This is a genomic window from Belnapia arida, assembly GCF_016773205.1.
Classification (GTDB): domain Bacteria; phylum Pseudomonadota; class Alphaproteobacteria; order Acetobacterales; family Acetobacteraceae; genus Belnapia; species Belnapia arida.
Genome location: NZ_JAETWB010000006.1, coordinates 1 through 13,777 on the forward strand (window position 1 = coordinate 1; position 13,777 = coordinate 13,777).

Consider the following 13,777-nt stretch of genomic DNA (forward strand, 5'->3'; position numbering starts at 1 on the left):
AAACCCAAGGGAATAACCGTAAGCACACATCATCTAATACGCGCTTCCAAAACCAGATGCAGATGTAAAAGAACAAAGCCGCCAGAACGACCCGACAGCGAACCGCCTCACAACCGCAAAACCTTCCCGTTTGGGAAGCCGGAGCGGCTGGTTGGCGATGTGTACCACTTCTTCAGCGGGGCAGCGATATTGGCGTCTCCGCCCGTTCTCGTCAAGCCCCGACATCGTCGCGGTGAGAGGCTTCTACGCCTGGCCCGCAGGCCGGTCAACAGCCGATTCCACCTTTCCGCGGGCGGAAACCGAAACTTTTCCGCCCGCTTCGCTCGTCAGCTATCCGCACTGATCTTGTTGTCGCGGATCACCTGCCCCCAACGCTCGATTTCTCGGCCAAGGAACCGGCTGCATTCCTCCGGCCCGGTGGCGCGGACATCGCAGCCTTGCTCCTCGATCCGGGTGCGGACATCGGCATCAGCCAGGGCCTGCACCAGCGCATCCTGCATGCGCCGCCGGATCGGCTCCGGCGTCCCTGCGCGGCCGAGGAAGGCCCACCAAGTCGGCGCATCGAAATCGGGGAAACCTTGTTCCGCGAAGGGCGCGGTCCCCGGTACATGGCGGCTTGCCTTGAGCGTCGTCACCCCGAGCGGGCGCAATGTCCCGGCCCGGATATGCTGGCTGATGATGACCACGTTCGACATGAAGAGCGGCACCTGCCCCGCTACTGCGTCCTGCACAGCCGGCCCACCGCCCCGGTAGGGCACATGCACAAGGTTGAACCCACCCTGCTGCTGCAGCAGCGTCGTCGAGACATGGGCGAGGCCGCCGACGCCCGAGCTGGCGAAGCTGATCGTATCCGGCGCCTTCCTCGCGGCGGCGACCACATCTTGGAAGGTGCGATAGGGCGTACTGCTATGGGCTACAAGCGCCAGCGGCCCGGTCGCCACCAGGCTGACCGGCACGAAGGCCTCCAGCGTTCTGTAAGGCAGCCGCAGCAACGTCTGGTTGGTCGCCTCATTGTCGTAAGCGAACATCCAGGTGTAGCCATCGGGTGCTGCCCGTGACGCCTCAATGGCGCCGATGGAGCCCGAGGCGCCGCCCCGGTTGTCGATGATGACGGGCTTGCCAAGGATCTCCGCGAGCTTTGGCTGGAACAACCGGGCGATGGTGTCGGTCGAGCCGCCAGGCGGCCAGGGCACGATCAGCCGGATCGGCCGGTCCGGCCAGGCCTCCTGCGCACGCAGGAGGCGCGGCGCGGCAAGGCCCGTGGCCGCCAGGGCCAGCATTGAACGACGGTTCATGGGAGGTTCCCCGGATTTATTTCACCCCTGCCGTTCTGGCCCGCTTCCCGGCCCGGCTCAAGCCCGTAGCCGCGCCTCGAACCCCGCTTCCAGCGCGAAGCCTTCCTCGATATGCCGCGATAGCGCCTCGGAGACCGGCGTCCCCGGCCCCCGCAGCAGGCCGATGCCGAATTCCGGCAGGACCGGCAGCCCCTCCGCTGCCCCAAGAACCCGCAGCCCCTCGGGCAGGGGCGCCGGCATGGCGACGGTCACCGCAAGCCCCGCCAGCGCCACCGCCAGCGAGCCGGAAAGTGACGCTGCCGTATAGGCCATCCGCCAGGGCAGATCGGCCGCATCGAGCGCCGCGACTGCCGCCTTCCGCCAGGAGCATCCGCCATTGGCCAGCGCGATCGGCAGCGGCCGGCGACGCGCCACCTCCTCCGTCCCAACCCAGAAAAGCGGCCCGCGCCAAAGCCAGCGCGGCCGCGCCCCGAGCGGCTCGTTGCCTTCCGAGATCAGGGTAAGGTCGAGTTCGCCATCCTCCAACCGCTCCACCAACTCGTTCGAAGGAGCACAGGTCACCTCCACCTGCACCGCCGGATGGCTGGCGGCGAAGCGGGCCAGGATCGCGGGAAGCCAGCGGATGGCATAGTCGTCCGGCGAGCCAAGCCGTACCGAACCGGCCACCGCCGGCTGGCGGAAGGTGGCGTGGATTTCGTCATGCAGGGCGAGCAACCGGCGCGCCCGCTCCAGGAGCCAGTGCCCATGCTGCGTCGGCTCCACCCCTCGCGTGCCGCGCAGCAGCAGCGGCTGGCCAAGGATGTCTTCCAACCGCCGGATCTGCATGGAAACGGCCGACTGCGTTCGCCCCACCGCCTGGGCGGCGCGGGTGAAGCTGCCGCCCTCGGCGATCAGGACGAAGCTGCGTAGCAGATCGGGGTCGAGGCCGGGCGGGATCGTCAGCATGACCTAAGCATCAGCAATCCTGATGGAGATCGTCAATGCAATTCGTTTTTCTTATCTGCCTGGGAAGATCAGCTTAACCGGGTGAGGAGAACCCGTCATGGCCATCCTGAATGCCCGTACCCGCCCCCTGCCCTGGTTCCGGCCGAGCCTGCCGGTGCTGCCGAGCCTCCGCGCCATAATGCGCGCTGCCATCACTCGCCGCTACCTGATGGAGATGGACGACCGCATGCTGAAGGATATCGGTATCAGCAGGGTTGACGCCCTACGCGAGGCCGAGCGCCTGCCCTGGGATCTCGGCCGCCGCGGCTGACGCTCAGCCCGCGGCGACCTTGATGCAGCGCGCGCTCCGCCCCGGCACGGGCGAGCGCGGCGCCGGCACGCCGGCGAGGCAGGCCAGCTCCGCCTCGGCGCAGCGCGGCGCGAAGGAGCAGGCGGTCGGCAGCATCTCGAGGCTCGGCGGCGCGCCGGGAATGGTGGTCAACCGCTGCCCGCGCATGCCGCCATGCACCGTCGCGCCGAGCAGCCCCCGCGGATAGGGGTGCAGCGGCCCACGCATCATCGCGGCGACCGGTCCCTCCTCGACCACCCGCCCGGCATACATCACCGCCACCCGGTCGGCGATCTCGCCGGCCACGCCGAGGTCGTGAGTGACGAAGATCACCCCCATGCCAAGCTGCTCCTGCAGCTTCCGCAACAGGAGAAGAACCTGGATCTGCACCGTGGCGTCGAGCGCCGTGGTCGGCTCGTCGGCCAGCAGCAGCTTCGGCTTGCAGGCGAGGGCCACGGCGATCATCGCCCGCTGCCGGAGCCCGCCCGAGAGTTCGTGCGGAAAGGCCGCCAGCCGCCGCTTCGCGGAGGGGATCTGCACCAGCTCCAGCAGCTCCAGAGCCCGCGCCATGCCGGCGGCACGGCTGACGCCCTCGTGCCGCACCACCGTCTCGGCGATCTGCTGGCCGATGGTGAAGACGGGGTCGAGCGCCGTCATCGGCTCCTGGAAGATCATGGCGACGTCGCTGCCGCGGAAATCCTGCAGCTGGCGCTCGCTCATCGCCTGCACGTCGCGCCCGGCCACTTCGATCCGGCCAGTGACGCGAGCGGTCTTCGGCAGCAGCTTCATCAGCGCCCTGAGCGTGACCGACTTGCCCGAGCCCGACTCGCCGAGGATGCAGAGCACCTCCCCCGCCGCGAGGTCGAGATCGACGCCGTTCACCGCATGCATGGTGGCATCGCGCGAGACAAAGCGGACCGAGAGGTCGCGCAGTGTCACCAGGGGGGTCGCGTTTGCGGTGGCCGTCATCGGCCGCTCCATCACTTCGCTCATGCTGCCAGCCTCCCAGCCTGCGAATGGCCGCTGCCCGGCTCCGCCATGTGGCAGGCCGCCTCATGCCCGCCGCCAAGCGCCGAATGCACCGGCTCCCGCTCCGCGCAAATGCCCTCGGCGAAGGGACAACGGGTGCGGAAGCGGCATCCGGAGGGTGGGTTGATTGGGTTGGGCGGGTCACCGGTCAGCGGCGGCTCGGTGCGCCGCATGCCCGGGTCCATCGAGGGCCGACTTGCCAGCAGTGCCCGAGTGTAGGGATGCGCCGGGCGGTCGTAGATCGCCTCTACCGGCCCCTGTTCGACCACCTGACCGAGATACATCACCAGCACCCGGTCGGAGATGTACTGCACCACGTTCAGGTCGTGGCTGATAAAGACATAGGTGAGGCCGAACTTGGCCTTGAGGTCCACCAGCAGGTTGAGCACCTGCGCCTCGACCGACTTGTCGAGCGCCGAGACCGGTTCGTCGAGCAGGATGAGCCGCGGCTGCAGCGCCAGCGCGCGGGCGATGTTCACCCGCTGCCGCTGCCCGCCCGAGAGCTCATGCGGATAGCGCCGCGCGAAGCTGGCCGGTGCGAGCCCGACCGCCGCCAGGATCTCATGCGCCCGCCCCCGCGCCTCGCTGGCGCTGACGCCATGCACCTTGGGCGCGAAGGCGATGCTCTCCTCGATGGGCAATCGCGGGTTCAGCGAGGCATAGCTGTCCTGGAACACCATCTGCACTTGGCGGCGGTATTCCTTCAGCGTGATGCCGCCGGTCTGGGCGTTCTGCCCGACCCCCTCGCCGTCGAAGACCATGCTGCCGGCATCCGGCTCCATCAGCCGCATCAACAGCCGCGCCGTGGTGGATTTGCCGCAGCCGCTCTCGCCGACGATGCCGAGCGTCTCTCCCTTGCGCACGGCAAAGGAGACGCCGTCCACCGCCCGCACCGTCGCCACGGTTGCGCCGAACAGTCCGCTGCGGATGGGGAAGTGCTTCTTCAGCCCGGAGAGCAGCAGCAGCGGCTGGGCGGGGCCGCCGCGATCCAGGGCAGGTGAGGTACCGGGGGATGCGCTCATACCCCAGGCTGGAGCAAGGGCCGTGCCAGCCATGTCCCTGTCCCTGGCGACCGTCCTGCCCGTTCCTTGAGCAGAGCGGCACCGGTCAGCCGTGCTTACGGGCGTCCGATGCCGGAGTAGTCGAGGCCTGCCTCGCGCATGGCCTCGGGGTCCCAGGCGTTGCGCAGGTCGAGCACGACCTTGCCGCGCATCGCCCCGCGCAGCCGCTCCGGCGCCATCGAGCGGTACTCGTTCCACTCCGTCAGCAGCGCCACCGCATCCGCCCCCGTCACCGCCTCCAGCGGCGTCGCCACGAAGGTCACCGCGCCGGGCAGCGACTGACGCGCCTGGTGCGGCTGCGGGTCGTGCACCACCACCTTGGCCCCGGCCGCCACCAGCTTCGGCAGGATGACGAGGCTCGGCGCATCGCGCATGTCGTCCGTCTCGGGCTTGAAGGTCACGCCGAGGATGCCGATCGACTTGCCCGCCACCTCGCCGCCCAGCGCCGCGATGATCCGGTCCGCCATTGCCTCCTTGCGTGCGTCGTTCACCGCGATTGTCGTCTCGACCAGCCGCACCGGCGAGCCGGCATCGCGCGCCGTCATCGCCAGCGCCAGCGTGTCCTTCGGGAAGCAGCTGCCGCCGTAGCCCGGCCCGGCATGCAGGAACTTCCGCCCGATCCGCCCGTCGAGGCCCATGCCGCGCGCCACGTCATGCACGTCGGCGCCCACCTTCTCGCAGAGATCCGCCATCTCGTTGATGAAGGTGATCTTGGTGGCGAGGAAGGCGTTCGCCGCGTACTTGATCAGCTCCGCCGTCTCGAGGCTGGTGGCGACGATCGGCGTCTCGATCAGGTAGAGCGGCCGGTAGAGCCGGCGCAGCGTGGCGAAGGCCGCCTCGCTCTCGGCGCCGAGCACCACCCGGTCGGGCCGCATGAAGTCGCCGATCGCGTTGCCCTCGCGCAGGAACTCGGGGTTGCTGGCGACATGGATCGTCAGGTCGGGGCGCACCCGCTGCACGATCTCCTTGATCTTCTTGCCCGTGCCGACCGGGACGGTCGACTTGGTGACGAGGACGAGGTCCTTCTTCGCCGCCCGCGCCACGCCCTCGGCGGCGGCGAAGACATATTGCAGGTCGGCATGGCCGTCGCCGCGGCGCGACGGCGTGCCGACGGCCAGGAAGACGCAGTCCGCCCCCTCCATCGCCTCCTCGAGCCTGGTCGTGAAGCTGAGCCGGCCATCCGCCTGGTTCTCGACCACCAGCTTGTCGAGCCCAGGCTCGTAGATCGGGATCACCCCGCGCTGCAGCGCCTCCACCTTCGCCGGGTCGGTGTCGACGATGCAGACCTGAATGCCGAACTCGGCAAAGCATGCGCCAGAGACCAGACCGACATAGCCGGCTCCAAGGACCGCAATGCGCATCATTCCTACTCCGTCTGGGGGCGTCCGTGAGCGGGGTGCCTAGCTCGCCGCCGCATGGCATGCAACGAAACCAGCCCAGCGCGCCGGTCACGACAGGCGGCGCCAGGCTGTGGTGACCGGGCTTGCACCGATGGCGCGTGTGACTCGGCTTCCCCCGGCATGCGTGGGCCCGCCAAAGGGCCGGGTTACAGTCCCCGCCCTGGCGAGGCAGCGGAGGACTCGGGATACCGCCTGAAGCGCGCTACAAGACCGCCGAACCCGGAGAAGGAGAGGCCGATGCGCGCCATTTTTGTCCAGATCAAATGCGAGATGGGTCAAGCCTACCGCGTCGCCCGCACCATGGCGGATACAATCCCGGAACTCTCCGAGATGCATTCGATCTCAGGTCAGTATGACCTCATGGGGAAATTCTACCTGGAGCCGGACCAGGATATCGGCCTCTTCGTGGTCGAGACGCTGCAGACCGTGCAGGGGGTAAAGGACACCTACACCTTGCAGACATTCAACGCCTTCTCAGCCACGCGAGATTGAACAGCCCTGCCACGCTCTCGCCGTGAAGCTGCGCTCCCATGGCGGTAAGGAGAAGGCCATGATCAATCGTTTCGCCGCTGCCGCCCTGCTTTCGTCCAGCCTGCTGCTGGCCGGGTGCCAGAACCCTGACGGCTCCACCAACTGGGGCAACACCGCGCTGCTCGGTGCCGGCGTCGGCGTCGCAGCAGCCCTGGCGGCCGGCGCCGCGACCGACAATCCCCGGCCCTATTACGGCAACCGGGGTTATCACCGGGCGCCACGCTACGGCTATGGCGGCGGCTACGGCGGCAGCCATGGCTATGGCCGCCCCTACCGGGGCTGGTAGCCCTCAGTCGAAGGTCCGGAACTCCGCCATCCCGCTGATCGGCGGAGCTTGGCGGAGGGCCGCCAGGTCCGGCACCGGCCGGGCCAGCATCGCATCGCCGCAGGAGGCCGCCTCGATCGCCGCGGCAACGCCGAGCACGAAGGCATCGCCGCCACGCGGCCCGACGATCTGCAGGCCGAAGGGCATGCCGCGCGCATCGAGCCCCATCGGCAGGCTGACCGCCGGATGGCCGGTGAGCGTCACATAATAGGCCAGCGCCAGCCAGTGGAAGTAGGTCCGGGTCGGCTGGCCGTCGATCTCCTTCGGATAAAGCTCCCGCCAGTTGCGCGGGCTGATGGTGATGGCCGGCGTCACCAGGACGTCATGCTCGGCAAAGAAACGCTGGAAGTCGCGGTAGATGCGCGTCTGCAGCTGCGCCGCCCGCGCCCCGTCGGCCAGGCTGTAGCGCAGCCCCTCCTCGACATTGGCGATGACGTTCGGCCCGCAATCCTGCGGCCGGGTACGGACCTTCTCGGCATGGGCGGTCAGCACGCCCTGCGCCCGCAGCACCTCGAAGGCCTCGTCGCCGCCGGAGCAATCCGGATGTGCCGCCTCGGCCCGGGCGAAGAGCGGGGCGATGGCGCCGACGCGCGCGCGGAACGCCTCGCGCACCACCCCCTCGGTCGGGGCCTGGCCGAGATCCTCGGAGAAGGCGAGCTTCAGCGTCGAGAGGTCGAGGCTGCGCGGCGGGCTGAACAGCGCCGCCTCGCCGCGGACGGTACGGGCGTGTAGCGTATAGGCCAGCGGGTCCCGCGCATCGTCGGAGGCGATGGCGGAGAGCAGCAGGCAGGCATCTCCCACATCCCGCGCCATCGGCCCCAGCACCGAGAGCGGCGTCCAGCCATGGGCGCGCTTCTCCGAGCAGACGAGGCCCGGGCTCGGCCGATAGCCGAGGATGCCATTGAAGGACGCAGGGTTGCGCAGCGAGCCGCCGGTGTCGGAGCCGGAGCAGAGCGGCGCCATGCCCGTCGCCAGCGCCACGGCCGAGCCGCCGGAGGAGCCGGCTGCCGAGCGGGTGTTGTCGAAGGCATTCCCCGTCGCGCCATGCACCCGGTTGCGGGTATTGGCGCCGAGGCCGAATTCCGGCGTGTTGGTCTTGCCGATGACGATGCCGCCGGCGGCGCGGATGCGCGCCACCATCCCGCAATCCTCCTTCGGGACGAAATCGGCGAAGATCGGGCTGCCATAAGTGGTCAGCAGCCCCCGGGTCTCCTCGAGGTCCTTGATCCCGACCGGCAGGCCGTGCAGCGCGCCCAGATGCTCGCCTTTCATGACCGCCGCCTCCGCCGCGCGGGCCTCGCCGCGTGCCGCCTCGTCGTCGCGGGCGACGATGGCATTCACCGCCGGGTTCACCTCTTCGATCCGCTTGAGGCAGCTCTCCAGGAGCTCGACCGGCGAGAGCGCCTTGCGGCCGATCAGCCGCCGCGCCCCGACGGCGCTCAGGTCGCAGGGTTCGGTCATCCGGCAAGTTCCTTCTCGTAGAGGGCGAGGGTATGGTCGTCGAAGCAGGCGAAGACCACCTCGATCGGCCCATGCGCGACCAGATCCTCCCGCAGCGTCACCACGGCGATGCGGACGGCCTGCTCGGACGGATATCCATAGATGCCGGTGGAAATGGCCGGGAAGGCGATGGAGGCCCCGCCCGCCGCCCGCAGCAGTGCGAGGCTAGACCGGTAGGCCGAGGCCAGCAGCCCCGGCTCGCCCGCCGTCCCGCCGCGCCAGACCGGCCCGACCGCATGGATGACGAAGCGCGCCCGAAGGCGAAAGCCGGGGGTGATACGCGCCTCCCCCGTCGGGCAGCCGCCGAGCTTGCGGCAGGCTGCCAGCAATTCGGGCCCGGCTGCGCGATGGACGGCGCCATCGACGCCCCCGCCGCCAAGTAGCCCCTCATTCGCCGCCGTCACCACTGCATCGACGTCGAGCGTGGTGATGTCGGCCCGCAGCGCCCGCATCACGGCTAGAAGCCCAGAGCGCAGCCATCCTTCCGCGGGTCGCTGCCGCCGACCAGCAGCCCCGCCTTGCGGTCGATGAAAATCGCTTGGCCGCCGCCATGCGGCTTGTCGATCAGCGCCACCTCATGGCCGAGCCGGCTCAGCCGGTCGAGCACGGTCGAGGGAATGTTGCGCTCTACCTCGACCACGCCCTTGGCCGGCGAGGGGAAAAGGCGCGGGCAGTCGATCGCCTCCTGCACGTCGAGGCCGAACTCGAAATGGTTGGTGAGGAAGAGCGTCTGCCCCATGGGCTGGAAATGCCCGCCCATTACGCCATAGGGCATGATCGCCTCCCCGTCCTTCATCACCATCCCCGGGATGATGGTGTGCATCGGCCGCTTGTCCGGGGCGATGCAGTTCGGGTGTCCTTCCTGCAGCCGAAAGCCGTACCCGCGGTTGTGCAGCATCACGCCGGACTTCTCGGCCAGGATCCCGCTGCCGAAGCTCTCGAAGAGGCTGTTGATGAAGGAGCATGCATTGCCCTCCTCATCGACGACGCAGAGATAGACCGTGTCCTTGTGCTTCGCGAGGTCGCTGCCCCCGGCCGGGGGCAGGAGCTTCATCGCCCGCTCGTCACTGATGAGGCCGCGCAGTGCGGCGAGATAGGCCGGGTCGGTCAGCGCCTCGACCGGCACGTCCACCTGCGCTGGGTCGGCGAGGAAGGCGTCGCGGTCGCGATAGGCCAGCCGCGCTGCCTCGATATGGCGATGGTAGCGCTCGGCACTGATCGGCCCCGCCTCCGGCGTCTCGAAGCCCTCGAGGATGCCGAGCAACTGGAGCACATGCAGGCCCGATCCATTGGGCGGGCACTGGTAGACCTCCATGCCACGCCAGGCGGTCTTGATCGGCTCGACGAATTCCGCCCCGCGCAGGCTGCGGGCGAAATCCTCCTCGGTATGCAGGCCACCGAGCGCCCGGAGCGTCGCCACCATGTCGGCCGCAACCTCGCCCTCGTAGAAGCCCCGCGCACCCTTCGTGCCGATGGCACGCAAGGTCCGGCCCAGCTCCGGCTGGACGAAGCGGTGGCCGATGCGCGGCGCCTCGCCATCGACCAGGAAGCGGCGCGCCGAGGCTTCGTTGCCGCGGAGCTTGCCGGCGGCTGTCGCCCAGTCGGCGGCGACCCGGGCATGGACGGGCCATCCCTCCTCGGCGCAGCGAATGGCCGGGCGCAGCAACTCGTCCAGCTCCTTCCGGCCATAGGTCTTGTTCAGCAACTCCCAGCCCGAGACGGCGGTCGGGATGGTGACGACATGCGCCGAGGTCGGCTCGAGCGTACCGACCTGGCGGGAGCGCAGCGCCTCCGGCGTCGAGGCCGCCGGCGCCCGGCCGGAGCCGTTCATGGCGATCACGCGCCCGGTGCCGGCCGGAGCATAGAGGCAGAAGCAGTCGCCGCCGATGCCGGTGCTCTGCGGCTCCACCACGCCCAGCACGGCGACGGCGGCGATCGCCGCATCGAGCGCATTGCCACCGCGCTGGAGCATTTCGAGGGCGGTGAAGGTGGCGATCGGCATCGAGGTCGCCGCCATGCCACGGGTGCCGTAGACGGCGCTGCGGCCGGGGGCGTGGAAATCGCGCTTCATGGTGCTCGTCCGTCCTCTGGCCGTCTCGGGGCGTTTCCGTCGACTGTCGTTTTGGCGGCAGCCGCGGGCTTCGGCAAGCCGCCTTGCTCCCGCACTCCCGCCCAGGCTATTCCAAACGCATGAGCGAGCCCATCAGCTACGCGGATTTCGAGCGTGTCGACATCCGCGTCGGCACCATCACCGATGCCCAGCCCTTCCCCGAGGCGCGCAAGCCGGCGATCAAGCTCTGGATCGACTTCGGCGGCGAAATCGGGGTGAAGCGTTCCTCAGCCCAGCTCACCGTTCACTATTCTCCGGACCGGCTGATTGGCAGGCAGGTGGTGGCGGTGGTGAACTTCCCGCCCCGCCAGATTGGCCCCATCATGAGCGAAGTGCTGGTCCTCGGCGTGCCGGACGAGAACGGCGCCGTCGTGCTACTGAAGCCCGACCTGGGCGTCCCCAAGGGCGGGCGGATGTTCTGAGATGGCCCAGAAATACTTCACCGTCGGCTGGGAGCAACTGCACCGCGACAGCAAAGCGCTGGCTTGGCGGCTGATGGAGCACGGACCTTTCAAGGGAGTTGTCGCCATCACCCGCGGCGGCATGATCCCCGCGACCATCGTCGCGCGCGAGCTGGAATGCCGCCTGTTGGAGACCATCTCCGTCGTCACCTATCATGAGGAAGCGATGGGAGAGCCGCAGGTGGTGAAGCCGCCGCTGGCGGCAGGCGACGGCGAGGGCTGGCTCGTCATCGACGACCTGGTGGATACCGGCACGACGGCCCGGGTGGTGCGCGGCCTGCTGCCGCGGGCGCATCTGGCGACAGTCTATGCCAAGCCGGCCGGCAAGCCGCTGGTCGACACCTTCATCACCGAGGTGAGCCAGGATACCTGGATTCTCTTCCCCTGGGACACCGAGGCGCAGTTCATCCCGCCGATCGCGCGGACGGCGGGGCGGTAGCCGGCGCCACGGCCCCCGCCACCTCCTCCCGCATCGCCAGCACCTTGTCCACCCGCCGCCCGTCCATATCGACGATCTCGAAGCGCCAGCCGGCCCAGACGATCCGGTCGCCCTCCTTCGGTACCCTCCGCAGCAGCGCCAGCATCAGCCCGGCCACCGTGTGGTAGCTGCCCTGGTAGGGCAGCTCCGGCAGGTCGAGCCGCGCCCGCAGCTCGTCGCTCGGCATGCTTCCTTCGAGCAGCAGGCTGCCATCGCTGCGCGTCACCGGGTCGCCCGATGCCTGCGGGGTCTCCCCCGAACCGAGTTCGCCGATGATCGCTTCCAGTAGGTCGAAGGCCGTCACCACCCCCTCGAAGCTGCCATACTCGTCGAGCACCACCGCGATGCCGATGGTGTCGTGCCGCATCCGGTCCAGCGCATCGAGGGCATTGAGGTTGTCCGGCAGCACCAGCGGCTGGCGCAGCACGCGGGCGAGCGAGAGCGGCGCCCCCTCCAGCGCCTGGTCCAGCAGATCCTTAGCGACGACCACGCCGACCACGTTGTCGATCCGCCTGTCGGCGACGATGAACCGCGTCACGTCCTGCGCCCTGAGCGCCGCAGCAATGTCCCCCGGCGAGGCGTTGCGATCGAGCCAGGAGACGTCGTTGCGCGGCGTCATCAGCGCCCGGACCGGCTTGTCGGCAAGGCGCAGTACCCGTTCGATCATGTGCCGCTCCTCGTGCTCGAGTACGCCGGCCTCCGCCCCCTCGGCGACGACCGCCTTCACCTCCTCCTCGGTCACCGCCTGGTCCGACACCGGGGCGGGGCCGAAGAGGCGGAGGACGAGGTTGGAGGACAGGCTCAGCATCCAGACGATCGGCCCTGTCACCCGTGCCAGCACCGTCATCGGCCGGGCAACGGCGACGGCCACCCGCTCCGGGTCGCGTAGCGCGAGCTGCTTCGGCACCAGCTCGCCAATGATGAGGTTGGCATAGGCGATCAGCAGCACGACGAGGGTGAAGGCCACCTCGGTGGCGAAGGGTGCGAAGCCCGGGATCGCGGACAGCGCCTCGCCCAAAGGGCCGGCCAGCCGCGCGCCGCCGAAGACGCCCGCCAGGATGCCGACAAGGCTGATGCCGATCTGCACCGTCGGCAAGAAGCGCTGCGGATCCTCGGCAAGCGCCAGCGCCGCCTCCGCCCCCACGCTGCCGCGCCGCTGCATGGCGAGCAGCCTGCCGCGGCGGGCCGAGACGATGGCCAGCTCGCTCATGGCGAAGACCCCGTTCAGCACCACCAGCAGGAAAAGGATCGCCACTTCGATGAATGTCGCCATACGCGTCTTCTAGGTCGCGCGGCGCCCGGGCGGTAGGCCCCGGCCTTGCCCTCGCCGGCCGGGGACCGATCTGCGCAGAATGAGCCCCATGCCTATTCCCGCCATCTGGCTCGGCGCCGCCGGCCTTCTGCCCTTCATCGCCACCACCCTGCTCTCCTGGCTGCTGCCGCCGGAAACGCGGGGCTTCGCCCTCTTCGCCCTCGCCGCCTACGGCATGGTGATCCTGAGCTTCCTCGGCGCGGTGCATTGGGGCTTAGCCCTCGGTGCCCCGGCCAGCGAAGCGCGCTACGCCGCCCCGCGGCTCGGCCTCGGGGTGCTGCCGGCGCTCGTCGCCTGGGCGGCGCTGCTGCTGCCGCCGGTGCCGGGGCTTGCCCTGCTCGCCACGGCCATCCTGGCGACGGCGGCGGTGGAAAGCCTCGCCGCCCGCCATGGCCTCATGCCACTTGGCTATCTCCGCCTGCGCTGGGTGCTAAGCCTCGGCGCGGCGCTTTGCCTGCTGGCGGGGGCGGCGGCAGCCTTTAACAGCGTTTAAAGACCTTTACCTTTCTGGCGAGACAATTTACATTTTATTAGACATTCAAGAGGTGCTCGTCATGACCTTGATCGCCGACATCCTCCCCTTCCCGGAGAAGCCGGAGGACCGCCTGCGCCGGGCGTTGAGAACCCTAAACGCGGCACTTGACGAGCAGCGCGCCGCCGTCGCCGGGCTGCGGCGGGAACTCGGCGCCCTGTCCGGCGCGGTCGCAGGCCTCGGTACCTCCTTGCAGGCCTATTCCCACAGTCTCGCCGACACGCAGGAGGCCGTGCTCGGCGCCCATGCCGAGGCCCGGCGCCTCGATGCAACGGCGGATGCCATGCTGGTCGCCTGCCAGGGCTGACCCCCTTGCGGCCGACGCCGAAACGCGCTCCCCATAGAGCGTGATCGCCGCAGGTGTGAAACACGCGATAAGGTATGGGCCGGACCGGGCCGCGCGATCCCTCGATCGCACAGCGCGGTCGAGCAGCGGGCGCTGGAGCTGACGGCGCCAAGGGAGCGGAGCG

General features: G+C 69.2%; 16 protein-coding genes. 7 read left to right on the forward strand and 9 right to left on the reverse strand.

What is annotated here, in order from left to right; all coding sequences use genetic code 11:
- Positions 1-326: 326 nt before the first annotated feature.
- Both JMJ56_RS14475 and JMJ56_RS14480 read right to left on the reverse strand, forming a co-directional pair.
- Complete coding sequence (locus JMJ56_RS14475; RefSeq protein ID WP_202832488.1) at positions 327-1,295, reverse strand: tripartite tricarboxylate transporter substrate binding protein; 969 nt, start codon at positions 1,293-1,295, stop codon at positions 327-329.
- A 57-nt stretch (positions 1,296-1,352) separates the two neighbouring features.
- The gene (locus JMJ56_RS14480) at positions 1,353-2,240 is read right to left on the reverse strand and encodes a LysR substrate-binding domain-containing protein (protein WP_202832489.1); all 888 of its coding nucleotides are present in this window, start codon (positions 2,238-2,240) and stop codon (positions 1,353-1,355) included.
- A gap of 97 nt (positions 2,241-2,337) precedes the next feature.
- Between JMJ56_RS14480 and JMJ56_RS14485 the strand changes: the two genes are divergently transcribed.
- Positions 2,338-2,550, forward strand: coding sequence for a DUF1127 domain-containing protein (locus JMJ56_RS14485; protein ID WP_202832490.1), 213 nt, complete (start codon positions 2,338-2,340; stop codon positions 2,548-2,550).
- 3 nt (positions 2,551-2,553) lie between these two features.
- Here the strand turns inward: JMJ56_RS14485 and JMJ56_RS14490 are convergent, their stop codons facing one another.
- From JMJ56_RS14490 to JMJ56_RS14500, 3 genes are all read right to left on the reverse strand, one after another.
- Positions 2,554-3,561, reverse strand: coding sequence for an ABC transporter ATP-binding protein (locus JMJ56_RS14490; protein WP_236037777.1), 1,008 nt, complete (start codon positions 3,559-3,561; stop codon positions 2,554-2,556).
- Positions 3,558-4,652, reverse strand: a complete 1,095-nt coding sequence (locus JMJ56_RS14495) for an ABC transporter ATP-binding protein (RefSeq protein ID WP_328702384.1) — start codon at positions 4,650-4,652, stop codon at positions 3,558-3,560. Before JMJ56_RS14495 ends, JMJ56_RS14490 begins: the two co-directional genes overlap by 4 nt.
- A gap of 62 nt (positions 4,653-4,714) precedes the next feature.
- Positions 4,715-6,019 (reverse strand): UDP-glucose dehydrogenase family protein, encoded by a 1,305-nt coding sequence (locus JMJ56_RS14500; protein WP_202832694.1) that lies wholly within the window; start codon positions 6,017-6,019, stop codon positions 4,715-4,717.
- A gap of 276 nt (positions 6,020-6,295) precedes the next feature.
- Between JMJ56_RS14500 and JMJ56_RS14505 the strand changes: the two genes are divergently transcribed.
- The gene (locus JMJ56_RS14505; RefSeq protein ID WP_202832491.1) at positions 6,296-6,550 is read left to right on the forward strand and encodes an Lrp/AsnC ligand binding domain-containing protein; all 255 of its coding nucleotides are present in this window, start codon (positions 6,296-6,298) and stop codon (positions 6,548-6,550) included.
- A gap of 58 nt (positions 6,551-6,608) precedes the next feature.
- Complete coding sequence (locus tag JMJ56_RS14510) at positions 6,609-6,875, forward strand: hypothetical protein (RefSeq protein ID WP_202832492.1); 267 nt, start codon at positions 6,609-6,611, stop codon at positions 6,873-6,875.
- A 3-nt stretch (positions 6,876-6,878) separates the two neighbouring features.
- On the opposite strand, the gene JMJ56_RS14515 is transcribed toward JMJ56_RS14510, so the two are convergent.
- Genes JMJ56_RS14515 through ggt form a run of 3 tightly spaced genes read right to left on the reverse strand, consistent with a single transcriptional unit; the run spans position 6,879 to position 10,485 of the window.
- Complete coding sequence (locus JMJ56_RS14515; protein ID WP_202832493.1) at positions 6,879-8,375, reverse strand: amidase; 1,497 nt, start codon at positions 8,373-8,375, stop codon at positions 6,879-6,881.
- Positions 8,372-8,866: an O-acetyl-ADP-ribose deacetylase gene (locus tag JMJ56_RS14520; protein WP_202832695.1), complete on the reverse strand. Its 495-nt coding sequence runs from the start codon at positions 8,864-8,866 to the stop codon at positions 8,372-8,374. Before JMJ56_RS14520 ends, JMJ56_RS14515 begins: the two co-directional genes overlap by 4 nt.
- 5 nt (positions 8,867-8,871) lie before the next feature.
- Positions 8,872-10,485 carry a gamma-glutamyltransferase gene (gene ggt / locus JMJ56_RS14525; RefSeq protein ID WP_202832494.1) on the reverse strand — a complete coding sequence of 538 codons (1,614 nt, stop codon included), beginning with the start codon at positions 10,483-10,485 and terminating at the stop codon, positions 8,872-8,874.
- Positions 10,486-10,604: 119 nt separating this feature from the next.
- On the opposite strand from ggt, the gene JMJ56_RS14530 reads away from it, so the two are divergent.
- On the forward strand, positions 10,605-10,946 hold the full coding sequence (locus tag JMJ56_RS14530; protein WP_202832495.1) for a tRNA-binding protein: 342 nt from the start codon (positions 10,605-10,607) through the stop codon (positions 10,944-10,946).
- A 1-nt stretch (position 10,947) separates the two neighbouring features.
- The gene (gene gpt / locus JMJ56_RS14535; protein WP_202832496.1) at positions 10,948-11,424 is read left to right on the forward strand and encodes a xanthine phosphoribosyltransferase; all 477 of its coding nucleotides are present in this window, start codon (positions 10,948-10,950) and stop codon (positions 11,422-11,424) included.
- On the opposite strand, the gene JMJ56_RS14540 is transcribed toward gpt, so the two are convergent.
- Entirely contained in the window at positions 11,390-12,736 is a 1,347-nt protein-coding gene (locus tag JMJ56_RS14540; RefSeq protein ID WP_202832497.1) for a hemolysin family protein, read from the reverse strand. The two genes, gpt and JMJ56_RS14540, sit on opposite strands and share 35 nt — an antisense overlap.
- An 88-nt stretch (positions 12,737-12,824) precedes the next feature.
- Here JMJ56_RS14540 and JMJ56_RS14545 point away from each other — a divergent pair, with 88 nt between their 5' ends.
- Positions 12,825-13,268, forward strand: a complete 444-nt coding sequence (locus JMJ56_RS14545; RefSeq protein WP_202832498.1) for a DUF3429 domain-containing protein — start codon at positions 12,825-12,827, stop codon at positions 13,266-13,268.
- A gap of 61 nt (positions 13,269-13,329) precedes the next feature.
- Positions 13,330-13,614 carry a hypothetical protein gene (locus tag JMJ56_RS14550; protein WP_202832499.1) on the forward strand — a complete coding sequence of 95 codons (285 nt, stop codon included), beginning with the start codon at positions 13,330-13,332 and terminating at the stop codon, positions 13,612-13,614.
- Positions 13,615-13,777: the final 163 nt, after the last annotated feature.